At 69.0% G+C, this 12659-nt stretch carries 11 protein-coding genes; 3 read left to right on the forward strand and 8 right to left on the reverse strand.

All coding sequences use genetic code 11. The features are described 5' to 3' along the window. Positions 1 to 15: 15 nt before the first annotated feature. Positions 16 to 1035: a fumarylacetoacetate hydrolase family protein gene (locus M2157_RS01930; protein ID WP_280864182.1), complete on the reverse strand. Its 1020-nt coding sequence runs from the start codon at positions 1033 to 1035 to the stop codon at positions 16 to 18. Positions 1036 to 1149: 114 nt separating this feature from the next. Between M2157_RS01930 and M2157_RS01935 the strand changes: the two genes are divergently transcribed. After that, positions 1150 to 1749: a TetR/AcrR family transcriptional regulator gene (locus M2157_RS01935; protein ID WP_280860041.1), complete on the forward strand. Its 600-nt coding sequence runs from the start codon at positions 1150 to 1152 to the stop codon at positions 1747 to 1749. A gap of 45 nt (positions 1750 to 1794) precedes the next feature. Here M2157_RS01935 and M2157_RS01940 read toward each other — a convergent pair whose 3' ends face one another. The 4 genes from M2157_RS01940 to M2157_RS01955 all read right to left on the reverse strand — a co-directional run bounded on the left by M2157_RS01940 (position 1795) and on the right by M2157_RS01955 (position 5875). Further along, a complete protein-coding gene (locus M2157_RS01940) occupies positions 1795 to 2733 on the reverse strand; it encodes a VOC family protein (protein ID WP_280860042.1) in 939 nt (312 codons plus the stop codon). Between the two features lie 42 nt (positions 2734 to 2775). After that, positions 2776 to 4311 carry a bifunctional 3-(3-hydroxy-phenyl)propionate/3-hydroxycinnamic acid hydroxylase gene (locus M2157_RS01945; RefSeq protein ID WP_280864183.1) on the reverse strand — a complete coding sequence of 512 codons (1536 nt, stop codon included), beginning with the start codon at positions 4309 to 4311 and terminating at the stop codon, positions 2776 to 2778. Between the two features lie 95 nt (positions 4312 to 4406). Beyond that, positions 4407 to 5009, reverse strand: a complete 603-nt coding sequence (locus tag M2157_RS01950; protein ID WP_280864184.1) for a hotdog fold thioesterase — start codon at positions 5007 to 5009, stop codon at positions 4407 to 4409. Next, on the reverse strand, positions 5006 to 5875 hold the full coding sequence (locus M2157_RS01955; protein ID WP_280864185.1) for an ABC transporter substrate-binding protein: 870 nt from the start codon (positions 5873 to 5875) through the stop codon (positions 5006 to 5008). The genes M2157_RS01950 and M2157_RS01955 overlap by 4 nt, the downstream gene beginning before the upstream one ends. Before the next feature lie 263 nt (positions 5876 to 6138). On the opposite strand from M2157_RS01955, the gene M2157_RS01960 reads away from it, so the two are divergent. Then, complete coding sequence (locus M2157_RS01960) at positions 6139 to 7362, forward strand: acetyl-CoA C-acetyltransferase (protein WP_280864186.1); 1224 nt, start codon at positions 6139 to 6141, stop codon at positions 7360 to 7362. Between the two features lie 223 nt (positions 7363 to 7585). On the opposite strand, the gene M2157_RS01965 is transcribed toward M2157_RS01960, so the two are convergent. The 3 genes from M2157_RS01965 to M2157_RS01975 form a co-directional block, all read right to left on the reverse strand. Further along, complete coding sequence (locus tag M2157_RS01965) at positions 7586 to 7927, reverse strand: hypothetical protein (protein WP_280864187.1); 342 nt, start codon at positions 7925 to 7927, stop codon at positions 7586 to 7588. A gap of 573 nt (positions 7928 to 8500) precedes the next feature. Next, the gene (locus M2157_RS01970) at positions 8501 to 10078 is read right to left on the reverse strand and encodes an AbgT family transporter (protein ID WP_280864188.1); all 1578 of its coding nucleotides are present in this window, start codon (positions 10076 to 10078) and stop codon (positions 8501 to 8503) included. Further along, positions 10078 to 11379: an amidohydrolase family protein gene (locus M2157_RS01975; protein WP_280860048.1), complete on the reverse strand. Its 1302-nt coding sequence runs from the start codon at positions 11377 to 11379 to the stop codon at positions 10078 to 10080. Before M2157_RS01975 ends, M2157_RS01970 begins: the two co-directional genes overlap by 1 nt. 50 nt (positions 11380 to 11429) lie before the next feature. Between M2157_RS01975 and M2157_RS01980 the strand changes: the two genes are divergently transcribed. Further along, positions 11430 to 12608: an Lrp/AsnC family transcriptional regulator gene (locus M2157_RS01980; RefSeq protein ID WP_280860049.1), complete on the forward strand. Its 1179-nt coding sequence runs from the start codon at positions 11430 to 11432 to the stop codon at positions 12606 to 12608. The last annotated feature ends 51 nt before the right edge of the window (positions 12609 to 12659 follow it).

The following is a 12659-nucleotide window of genomic DNA, read 5'->3' on the forward strand; positions in this document are numbered from 1 at the left end:
TTGTCGGTCCCGTCGTCAGTTCGCCGGCGTACCGAAGGGGTACGGGCGGGGCTCGGGCCACCAGGGGGCCTTGTCCGGCTCGGCGCTCAGTCGGTTGCGCAGGACACCGACGCCTTCCAGTTCGAGTTCGATGACGTCTCCGAGCGACAGCCGCCGGTCGAGCTCCAGGCCGGAACCGTTGGGCAGGGTGCCGGAGCCGATCAGGTCGCCGGGCTGAAGCCTGTCGTTGATGGAGACGTAGGCGAGCATTTCTTCCGGCGTGTAGATCATTCCCTCGGCAGTGGTCTCACTCCAGACCTCACCGTTGACGCGGACGACGCCCTTGAGCCCGTCGGTGGAGGGCAGCTCGTCGACGGTCGTGATCCACGGACCGATGCCGTACGCGTAGTCCTTGCACTTCTGCGGGCCCATGCTCATGGCCATCTCGTAGCCCTGGATGTCGCGCGCGCTGAAGTCGTTGAAGATCGTGACGCCGAACAGGTGGGCGCGGGCGGCGTCGGGGGTCAGGTTGCTGCCCGCGGCTCCGACGATGAGGCCCATCTCCAGTTCGTAGTCGACGTATTCGGAGTAGCTCGGGTAGGGGATCTCCTCGTCGTGGCCGTAGACCACTCCGGTGGATCCCTTGAAGTAGCCGGGCGTCTTGAACAGCTGAGGGTTGGGCAGTCCGCCGCCCACCCTGTCGTGGAATCCCTTCATGTGTGCCGGGAAGGTCAGTCCGTCGCGGATGACCGGCGGGTCGACGGCCGCCACCCAGGACAGACCGTCGATCGGCAGTGAGGCGTCGTCGGCGGCCTGGTCCACGGCCCAGTGGGCGGCGTCGAGGAACGCCGACCCGGCGGCGATGGCGGCGGCCATGCTCGACGGGAAGTGGGCCGCGGCCAGTCGGCGGGCCGCGTCCGGCGTCGCGTATTGCGCCTGCCTGCCCAGGGCGTAGGCCCTGGCCAGGTCGATGACCCTGCCCTCGTCGGGCAGCACGGCGACGATCCTGATCTGGTCGCCGTCGGGAGAAGGTACTGAGATCCGACCGAGCTTCATGTGTGCGACTCCTTCATCTATTCGAAACGTTTCGTATCGTATGACAGGCTTATCCCCTTGTCGATCCTGCGCTGACATTGGGGAATGAGGCCGTGCGTGGGTTAACTTGACTCCGTGGCTGTACGAAGCGAATTGAGTCGTCGCGCGATCCTCGACGCGACCATGGACCTCCTTGTGCGCGACGGCCGGCGCGCCACCACGGTGCAGAAGCTGACCATGGAGGCGATCGCCAAGCGGGCCAAGGTCAGCAAGGCGACGATCTACCGGTGGTGGCCGAACAAGGCCGCGGTCGTCATCGACGCCTTCATGGAGAACCACCTGGCGCACACCCGCATCCCCGAAGGGGTACCGGTGCGCGACGCCCTCCTGGCGCACCTCAAGTCGCTGATCTCCCGCTACGCCGGCCCGCAGGGCAAGCTGGTCGCCCAGATCATCGCCGAGGGGCAGTACGACCCCGAGACGATGGCCAACTTCCGCGAGCGCTTCTGGCAGGAGCGCGCCGCGGCCGTCGAGAAGCTGATGCGCAGAGGAATCGACGAAGGCGTCTTCCGGTCCGACCTCGATCCGAAGTCGGCAGCCCAGTTGTTCTACGCACCGATCTACTTCCATCTCCTGTTCGGCGTCAGCCCGCTCGACGACGCGCTCGCGGAACAGCTCGTGGAACTGGGGATCCGCGGTCTGGAAGCCCATCCCTCGCCGGACGGCGAATCCTGAGCCCTCCCCCGGCGCGTCCCGAGCGCTCCTCAGGCGCCAGCGGGGTCACACCGGCGGTGGGATGAACAATCCCCGGTCCGGGTCGTTGAACATCTCCTTGGACACGAACTCGTTCATCGGGTTGGAAGTCCCCCACACGTCCGAGGTCTCCGGGTCATCGGTGCTGTACAGGTGGGGGTGCCAGGTGTCCTCGTCGAGGATCTCCAGCTCCGTGGTGTACTCCATGGTGTTGCCGTTGGGGTCATGGAAGTACGTGAAGGTGTTGTCGCCGGCACGGTGCCGGCCCGGCCCCCATACCTTGTGGACTCCGTCGCGCATGAGGCGGCCGCTGCCGCGCATGTACTCCTCCAGGCCGCGCATCTCGAACGACGCGTGGTGCAGCGAGACATGGGGACAGCGGGCGATCGCGATGCTGTGGTGCTGCGGGTTGCAGCGCAGGAACCACATGATCCCGCCGAGCTGCGGGTGCACGTTGGTGTCGGTGAGCCGGAAGTCCAGGTACTTCTCGTAGAAGGCCATCATGCGCTCGGGCTCGGGGGAATTGAGGACGACGTGGGACAGCCGCACCGGGATGTCCTCGCGCTCCTCGACCTTGCGGTGGGTGCGGGCGGCGACCTCCGCGGAGATCTCGACGGTGCGCCCCTCCACGTCGAAGAACCGGAAGCCGTAGCCGCCGCCGGGCGTCTGGAGTGTGTCCGGCTCGCTGACCAGCTTCACGCCGTCGGTGGCGAGGCGGGTGGCGAGGCCGTCCACGGCAGCGCGGTCGGCGGCGCCGAAGGAGACCAGGTCGAGGCGCTTGTCCTGGGAGCGGCGGACCCGGACGACGTACTGCTCGGGCGAGCCCTCGGCGGCGAAGTACGTGACATCGCCGTCGGTGCCGGCCTTGGTCAGCCCCCATTGCTGCTCGTAGAAGGCGACCTGCTTGTCGTAGTCCTGAACGGCGATGTCGACGTGCCGAAGGTGGGTGATGGGTTGGTCGTGCATGGTGAACTCCTGTGAGTGAAACAGTGTTTGCACGCGCGCGGGTCAGGCCTGCAGGGTGTTCTCCTGCTGCGGCGGGCTCATCTCGCGCCGGGGTTCCGGGGCGCCTGCGAGAGGCAGGAGTCGGAGCAGTGCTTCGAGCTCTTCGGGGGTGTGTGCCGTCCCGAGCACATAGCGGTCAGGACGGACCAGGACGGCGGAGGCCTCGACCGAGGTGAGCAGTTGGCCGACGTGCTGCGGGGAGGTCAGTACGGCCACCTCGGGCTCCTCCTCCAGCGCCTTGCGTACGGGATCGGGCAGCCCGGCCGTCAGTTCGGGCGTGGCCGCGAGCAGGAACCGGCGTCCCACGAGGTCGTCGAGCCGTGTCCCGTCGGGCAGCATCGGCTGCATCGAAATACGTCCGGCGTGGGGGTCGGCCGGGCACGTGTGCACACCCGGGCCCAGGGCGGGTGCCGGCGGGTAGCCGTCGGCCGGGTTGGCACGGATGTGCGCATCCCGCTGGGCGGCCAACACAGGGTCGGTGGTCTGGACGAGGCCGGCCATCGTCGCCGCCTGCTGGACCCAGTACCTGGCGTGGTCCTTGCGTTCGGACTCGTAGGTGTCGAGCAGGGACTCGGAGGCTCTGCCACGCGAGACGAGCCGGATCTTCCACACCAGGTTGGCCACGTCACGCAGGCCGGCGCACAGCCCCTGGCCGAACAGCGGAGGCGCCAGGTGAGCGGCGTCGCCCGCGAGGAACACATTGCCGACCCGCCACGACGTGGCCAACCGCGCGCGGAAGGTGTAAACGGCGATGCGGTCGGGCTCGAAGTTCTGCGGTGAGAGAACCCCTCGGCTCAACCGGGCGATGCCCGCCGGTGTGGCGATCTCCTCCCGGTCGTCCTCGGGGAGGACTTTGAACTCCATGCGCACCCGGTCACCGGGGAGCCTGATCCAGAGCGCGGGACGGGTGTGCCGGCCGAGGAAGACCATGTCACCCTTGATGCCTGCCGTCCCGCGCAGGTGTCCGTCGACGACGAGCCACGGATCGTCGGTGCCGAGGTTCTCGCCGGATATCCCGAGCGTGCGCCTGACGGTCGAGGTGGCACCGTCACAGGCGATGACCCATCGCGCGGTGAGCGTCTGTGTCGTTCCGTCGGGTGTACGGACGGTGCAGTGGACTGAGCCGTCACCTTGCTGGATGTCCAGCAGCGTGGTGCCGAGCCGGAGTTCCACATCGGCGAGCCGCTCGACTTCGGCGCGCAGCAGCGCGTCGATCTCAGGCTGGTGGAACAGGACCTCCGAGTGCCATGCCTGAGGTCCCATCTGCCCCGTGGCATGGGCCACCAGAGTTTCGCCGGCCTCGTTCTCCATGCGGTAGTCGCACATCGGCTTGATCCGGGCGGAGAGTTCCTCGCCCAGCCCCATGGACTGGAAGGAACGCACGGTCTCACCGTCGAAGTGCACGGCCCGCGCCTGTTCCCACAACTCGGACTCGCGTTCGATCCCCACGGCCCGTACACCGGCATGGCCCAGCAAAGCAAGGGCCATCACCCCGACGGGTCCACCACCCACAACGATGACTTCGCAGTCCTGTGACACCTGAACTCCATTTGCGGCTCGGGTACTTGGAAGTACCGTTTGACCTCTGCACCCGCGCGTCCGCCGGACGACCTGGACGCTCGGCGTCCGCGGCTCTAGCGGCCCGGCGTGCGCCCTGGCACGGCGGGTCCGTCCACCGCGTCGGTCTCCGCGCCCGCCGGACGGGCGCGGTGCTCCTCATGGCCGGCTCGTCCGGACAGGCTGCCCGGGACCGGATTGCTCCCCGCCGACGGCACCCCGTCCGCCAGGGCGATCTGCGCCCCCCGACCGCTGAACTCGCCGATGACCTCGTCACCGCGCCGCACCGTGACCTCACAGATCACTGAGCGCCCCTGCCAGGAGCGGGTCACCGCTTCGGCGATCAGATCGTCGCCGAGGTGGCCGGGGCGCCAAAACGTGATGTCCGCGCTCGCCGTGACGACCGGCGGGCCGAAGCTGTTGACGGCGCAGGCGAAGGTGGTGTCGGCCAGAGCGAACACGAGCCCGCCATGCACGATCGCGTGCCCGTTGACCATGTCCGGCCGGACCCGCATCCGTGCGCGCGCCCGACCGTCGGCCGCCGACTCGACCTGTATACCCAGGAGTTCGCAGGTACGGTCCTCGCTGAGCAGATGACGCACGCTCTTCGCCACCTGCCCGTCCGTGGCGCGCTCCGCGTCATCACGACGGCCGTCGGACGCGAACCGGTCGGGCGTCATGGACGCAGCTCCAGACCGAGCGGGCGGCCGTCGTACAGGTCATCGGCACCAGGCGCCCGGTCGGGCATCATGCCGAGCTTGTCGCGCATCGTCAGGACGCACTCCAGACCGGCACGAGCAGGAGCCAGCGAAACGGGGCGGGTGCGCAGCGCGGCCCGCGCCGAGGCCGGCCCGTAGCCGCCTCTCGTCAGCACGTCCAGGATCTGTTCGTCCTCAGTGGCGTGCAGCCACTTCCGTGCCGCATCGAGGGCCGTGAGGTAGAGAGAGAGCTTTTCCCGCCCCGCCTGCCCCGTCACGGGACCGGCCACAACGCCCTGCCCAGGGAAGTCCGGCACCTCGTCCTCGACCGCGAGCAGCGAGACGAACCCCTCCTGTTGCGCCAGCTCGTCCAGCGGCGGCCCCAGCCACGCCGCGTCGATCGACCGTGAGCGCAGGGCCTCGAAGCGCTCGCGCACTCCGCCCACCGGCTCGAACTCGTACGCACCGGGCGGGAGGCCATGGTGACCGAGGAGATGACGAAGCAGGACGGCGAAGCCGTTGTCCGGCGCGTCGACGCCGAGTGTTGCGCCCCGCAGGTCTTCCAGCCCCCTCACCGAGGGCTGCGCGACCAGGCGGAGCGGCGTCGTCGACTCGATCTGGGCGACGACTCGCAGGTCGCCTCCGCCGGAGTTCCACACGATCAGGTTGTCGATGGCCGTGACGCCCGCATCGACGTCGTCGGTCAGGAGTCGGTCACGCTGGTCCGTCGACGACTCGATCAGCACGGTCTCGACCTCAAGGCCGACGTGGGCGAAGAAACCCAGCTCGTGGGCAACGACACACACGGGTGGCGGAACGAACACCGCCTGTCGAAAGCACGCCGTCATTGGAGTGCTCCTCTCTGCACGAGGTGGCCTCACAGTAGGTCAATCGAAACGGAACGTCTAGGATCGCAACCGGTAATATTTTCTGGTGCAGGCACGCTGGGGAGCGAGCTCGGGATCGCGGGCACCGGCCTGGATGACCTGGCGAAACAAAGCCGCCTACGCGCACATTCGAAACGGTCCGTACAGTATCTTCTGCACTGGAGAGCCGCCTTCATGCCGGCCTGCCCCCACGCACCCGTTCGCCATCCTGAGAGGTGCATGACATGCCTGAAGCCGTCGTAGTCGCTGCCGCCCGCACGCCCATCGGGCGCGCTTTCAAGGGTTCCCTGAAGGATGTCCGCCCCGACGACCTCGCGGTGACGGCGGTCCGCGCGGCCCTCGGCCAGCTACCCGGACTGGACCCGACACAGATAGATGACCTGCATCTCGGCTGCGCCGAGCCGAGCGGCGAGCACGGTGCCAACATCGCCCGGCGGGTGGCCGTACAGCTGGGGCTCGACGAGGTGCCCGGCACCACGGTCAACCGTTTCTGCTCGTCCTCCTTGCAGACCGCCCGGATGGCCTTCCACGCCATCAAGGCAGGAGAAGGCCACGTCTTCGTCAGCGCGGGTGTCGAGTGCGTCTCCCGCTACCGGCACTTCGGGCCCACCGGAGCGGATGCCGACGACGTCTTGAACCCGGCATTCGAGCAGGCCAGGGACCGTACCGCGGAGGAAGCTCGAACCAACGGCCTGTGGACCGATCCCCGCTCCGACGGCCTGCTGCCCGACGTCTACATCGGCATGGGGCAGACCGCGGAGAACGTCGCGGGCCTTTCCAAGATCAGCCGCCAGGAGCAGGATCACTACGCCCTGCGCAGCCAGCAGCTGTACGCCAAGGCCGCCGAGTCCGGGGTCCACGCCCGGGAGATCACCCCTGTCCGAAGGCCCGACGGCACGGTGATCGCGACCGACGACAGCCCGCGCCCCGGCACGACGTACGAGGCGCTGGAAGGCCTCCAGCCGGCCTTCCGGCCAGGCGGCTCGGTCACCGCAGGAAACTCCTGCCCGCTGAACGACGGAGCCGCCGCCGTGGTCATCATGAGCGACGTCAGGGCGCGAGAGCTCGGCATCACTCCCCTGGCCAGGATCGTGGCCACCGGTGTGTCCGGCCTCTCCCCGGAGATCATGGGCCTGGGGCCGGTCGAGGCCACACGGCGGGCCCTCGCGCACGCCGGCCTGTCGATCGGGGACATCGACCTGTTCGAGATGAACGAGGCGTTCGCCGTTCAGGTCATCGCCTCTCAGCGCGAACTCCGCATTCCACTGGAAAGGCTCAACGTGCACGGTGGGGCCATCGCGCTGGGGCATCCGTTCGGTGCGACCGGCGCCCGCATCATGACCACGTTGATCAACGGTCTGCGTACGCGCGACGCGCAGTGGGGCGTGGAGACCATGTGCGTCGGAGGCGGACAGGGCATGGCCATGGTGCTCGAACGCCTCAGCTGAATACCCCTCGCAGACCTGGGGTCGCCTACCAGCTGGAAGGCCTCGGGCAGACGCCTGACGCACGGCTGTCACCTTCCTCGGCCCCGTACCCCGGCGGACGCCGCCGCCCAGCGGTCCGGTCGAACTGCTTCCCGCGCCGGCCATTGATTGGCCTCTGAGAACGACGGGACCGGCCTCCGGCAGCGCGCCTTGCGGTTTGCCGCCGGAGGCCGTTGTGGCCGGGTCAGTAGCCGACGGTGAAGCGTTGGTTGAGGTGGCGGGGGTTTTCGATCTCGTCGACGAGGGCGCTCTCGTAGTCCTCGTAGGAGATGCGGGCCTGGCCGTCGTCGCCGACGACGGGGTGGTCGAGGCCGGTGCGGTAGTGGCCGGCGCGCGTACCGGGGGCGAAGTGGACCGGGGGCGGGGACAGGTAGGTCCAGGTCACGCCGCCGTCGAGGGCGAGGTAGGCGTCGAGCGCGCTGATCTGCCCGATGGCGTAGGGCTTGAACTCCTCGGGGAAGCCGGGGGCGTCGAAGAAGCGCCCGATGCACGGACGAGCAGGCTTCGCCCTTCTACGCCACGGCATCCCTCTCGGATAGCGACACCCTCCGTCACCACCGAATGTGAGACAGGGCCCGGTTAACGGTGGATCTTGAAAGTGGAGTGACACTGAGTTTGATCCAGCCGGCCTGGGCCCCGTCGACCAGCTGATGTGCCCCGGGTTTGATGGAGTCGGGTCGCCGGAGAATTGACCGTCCAGCAGCACCCGGAGCCTGCCATGCCCCGTAGTTGTCCTCCCGAGTTCCGCCGCAAGGTCCTGGACCTGGTCGAGTCCGGCCGCAAGGTCGCTGAAGTCGCCCAACTCCTGGGAATCAGCGAGCAAACCCCATCTACATGTGGCGCCGTCAGCGATTGATCCATCCAGCTGACGCCCGGAGAGACGCGCCATTCTCCTCGCGCGAGAAGATGACGCACCGAGCGCGCCGACACCAGATCCCACGGACGAACCTCAGACAGGTACTGACACACCGTCAGGAAGTCAGCAAGCGAGACTGCCACAGGTCAGCGGCGACCCGGAGCCCGAGCAGCTGCCCGAGGAGTTCTCGAAAGTAGTCCTGGAATGGGTGGCCTCCGCACTGCAGTCCGCCGCGTAACCCGGTCACCTGACCCCGATGTGGGCACCGGGCCCGAGCGGCAGGTCGAACCCGTAGAAGATCCCCAGGATCGCCAGCCACAGCGCCAGAAACGGTCCGGCGAATATGGCCAGCCGGGAGATGAGGGTGCCGAGCCTGGCTTCGGGTTCGTACTCGCGGAGCATCGCCAGAACTAGGAACACGTACGGGTTCATGGGTGTCAGGACGCCGGTCGCGGAGTCGCCGATACGGAAGGCGGCCTGGCTGAGTGCCGGGCTCATGCCCATGAGCATGAACGCCGGAATGAAGACCGGACCCACCAGCGACCACAGGGCGGAACCGGAGAGGATGAAGAGGTTGAGGCAGGCGACGAGCAGGACGAACGCCATGATCGCCCAGAAGCCCGTCACGCCCAGCGAGTTGAACACCGCGGCGGCCTTCACGGCCAGCAGCACCGCGACATTGGACCAGGTGAACAGCGCGATGACCTGCGCGGCGACGAACATCATGACGATGTAGCCGGACATGGTCTTCACCGAGTCGGTCACAGCGGTGACCGCGTCCTCGGTGCTGGTGAGCGTCTTGACGGTGATCCCGTACGTCAGCCCCGCCAGCAGGAACGCGCCGAAGAGGACCGGAACGATGCCGCTGAGCAGCGGCGAAGGCACATAGGCGCCGCCATCGCCGCGCAGGGGCGCCCCCGGCGGCAGCCACAGGGCGAGAACCGCACCCAGATAGACCACGACGACGATGCCCGTCAGCAGCAGGCCCCGGCGCTGGACGGGGGTGAGGCGTACGTCCTGCCCGGCCGGCTCGTCGTCGGCCGACTCGTACGGGCCGAGGCGCGGCTCCAGGACGCGGCTGATGAGGAATCCGCCCAGCAGCGCGAGCGCGATGCTGCTCGACGCGGTGAAGAAGTAGTTGATGAGCAGATGTATGTCGAGCCCGTCGGCCGCCGGGAGCACCGCGGCCGCCTGCTGGGTGATGCCCACGTAGAGGGCGTCGAGGGAACCGATGGTGAACCCGGCTGCGTAGCCCGCGGTGACACAGGCGAAGCCGCCGATCAGGCCTGCCGCCGGATGACGTCCGGCGTTCTTGAAGACCAGGGCCGCCAGCGGCGGGAGCACGATGGCGGCGACATCGCTCATCATGTGCGCCTGACTGGCGATGAGGGCAACGGCATACGGCAGCGTGGCGCGCGGGACCCTGGCCAGGGTCGCCCGCATCGCGGCCTCCAGCAGACCGGTCCGCTCGCATAGTCCGACCACCATGATCAGGACGAGCACGGCGCCGATCGGCGGGAACGTCGCGAAGTTGGGGATCAGGTTCTCCACCAGCCAGCGCAGCCCCTCGCTGGTGAACAGGCCGGTGATCGCCTTGGTGTCGTCGGTGCCGGGGACGTCCACGGCGACATGGGCGAGAGCGAGGGCGGTGGAGACGGCGCCCAGCAGGAGGAAGAGGGCGGCGAACAGCACGATCGGGTTGGGCAGAGCGTTGCCCGCCCGCTCGATGAGCGCGAGGACGCGGTCGAGGACGCCGCGCCGTTCCCTGTCCGGGGTCCCGCCTTCTGGGGTGGGGAGGCCGGTCAACGAGGGGGAGGACATCAGGGCCGCCTTCCAGTCGGCGCGGTCGGCAGCAGGTCCTTGCGGACCACGCCGTCCTGGACGACACAGACGATGTTCGCGGGATCGCCGAGGACGCCGATGTCCGTGAGCGGGTCGCCGTCGCAGAGGAGCAGGTCGGCGGTGCGGCCGGGGGTGAGGGTGCCCAACCGGTCCGCCATGCCGAGGAGTTCGGCGGAGGTGCGGGTGCCGGCGACGATGGCGGCCATCGGGTCCATACCCAGGTCCACCAGATAGGTGAGTTCCATCAGGTTCACGCCGTGCGGACCTACGGCGGCGTCCGTGCCCAGCGCGATCCGGGCACCGTACTCGATGGCCCGGGCGATGTTCTCCTTGGTGATCCCGGACCAGCGGACCTTCTTCTCGTAGTGGTAGGGCGGCATCGTGTCCTTGTTGATGCCGGCATACACGGTGGACAGGGTCGGCACGACGAAGACGCCGCGCTCGCCGGCCAGATCGAGGGCCCGCTCGTCCAGGCCGTAGCCGTGCTCGATGCTGGTGACGCCGCCGCGCAGGGCGTTGAGGATGCCGGCGTTGCCCTGGGCGTGCGCGGCGACCGGCTTGTCGCCGTGCCGGCGGGCCTCGTCGACGACGGCCCGGATCTCCTCCTCCAGCAGGCCCTCGTCGTCGGGCTGGTCGTACGGGCTGCCCATCCCGCCCGTGGCGCAGATCTTCACCAGGTCGGCGCCCTCGCGCAGCACCCGGCGGACGGCGAGCCGCGCCTCGTCGGAGGTGTCGGCGATCTCGGACATCCCGGCGCTCAGGTCGGTGCCGTCGGGCAGGCGCACGTCGGCGTGACCGCCGGTGTGGCTGATGATCCGTACGGCCGTGTGCAGTCGTGGGCCCACGATCCGGCCGGTCTCGACGGCGGTGCGGTAGCCCGCGGACAGGCCGCCCAGGTCGCGGGCGGTGGTGATGCCCGCGTCGATGGTCTGGCGCAGCCGGGCAGCGGTGTCCAGAGTGACCAGCACGGGATCGAGTTCGGCGCGGCGGCCGGGGGGCGAGCCCTGCGCGTAGGCGAGGTGGACGTGGCAGTCGAAGAAACCGGGCAGCACCGTACGGCCCCCGGCGTCGATGGTCCGGACGGCCTCGGTAGCGGGCGGGGCTGCCGCGGCGGGTCCGGCGTAGGTGATGGCTCCCTCGGCATCGGTCACGAGGACGGCGTCGTTCACGGGGGCGACACCCGTGCCGTCGATGAGCCGGGCATGGTGGATACGCAGAGGGGTCCTGCTGGTCTCTCGCGCGGTGACATCTGTCGCGGTACCGGTCGTGGCATCCGTCATGGCGGGCGATTCACTCCTCCGATATGTGGAACAGGCGAATGGAGTGTGGAATGCACGAGAAAACTCCGGGTCACAGTGCAGCTTTCGACCCCGATTCCGCCAAGCCGCGCAGGAACGCGCCACCCGGAGGAGCGCAGGATTTCGCCGCGCTGGGACTGGACGAGCTCGACCGTGCCGTCGTGCACGCGCTGCAGATCCGCCCTCGGGCCCCGTGGACGCTCGTAGGAGAGGTGCTTGCCGTCAACCCGGTGACCGCCGCCCGACGGTGGCACCGGATGGAGAACGCCGGGCTGGCCTGGGTGACGGCCTATCCGCGGCTGACCAACTCCAGGATCGTGGTCACCGGGATCGTGGAGGTGGATGCGGAACCCGGCGCCGCCGAGGACGTGGCACGGACCCTCGCCGCGGACCCGGCGGTGGCGAACGTCAAGCTGATGGCGGGCGGCCGGGACCTGGTGGCCTCCGTACAGGCTCGGGACCTGACCGAGCTGGCCCGCCTCACCACCCTGCTCTTCCAGGGAACTCCGGGAGTACGGGCGACCCGTACGCATGTGTCGACGGGAGTCCCCACCGAGGGCAGCCGATGGCGGTTGCGCAGCCTGGACGCCGTCCAGTGCGCCCGGATCGAGGCGGCACTGCCGGCTCCGCCCGAGAGCAAGGACACGGGGAGATGGGACGACCTGGACGAGCGGCTCGTGGAACTGCTGAGCACCGACGGGCGCATGCCCCTGCGCCGGTTGGCCGCGGAGACCGACACAGGCCTGACGACTGTGCGTCGTCGCCTGCGGTCGCTGCTCGCCACCGGGGTGAGCCTGCGCTGCGACCTGGCCCGCCCGCTGTCCGGATGGCCCCTGTCCGCGGTGTACTTCGCGTCCGTTCCGGCTCAGTACCTGGAGGAGACGAGCCGGGCGCTGTCCGGCGTACGGGAGGTCCGGTCGTGCGCGATCACGGCGGGACCGCACAACCTCGTGATCGACGTCTGGCTGCGCGCCCTGGCCGACGTACACACCTTCGAGGCCCACCTGTCGGGCCGGCTGCCACGCCTGACCATCGGCGACCGGTCGGTGGTGCTGCGCACGGTCAAGCACATGGGCCGGCTGCTGGACGGGGACGGCCGGTGTGTCGGCGTCGTCCCGCTCGGCCATCCGCAGGACCAGGACGTGCCCCGCCGGGCACTGCGCATGGTCGGCACCACCTCGCCCGGAGTGCCCGACGCGGCGCTTCCGTGAGTGTTCTCGTCGTGGCGCTCCGCGGCCGGGCCCGTACCGGAGCCAGGTTGG

This window comes from Streptomyces sp. SAI-127, assembly GCF_029894425.1.
GTDB lineage: Bacteria > Actinomycetota > Actinomycetes > Streptomycetales > Streptomycetaceae > Streptomyces.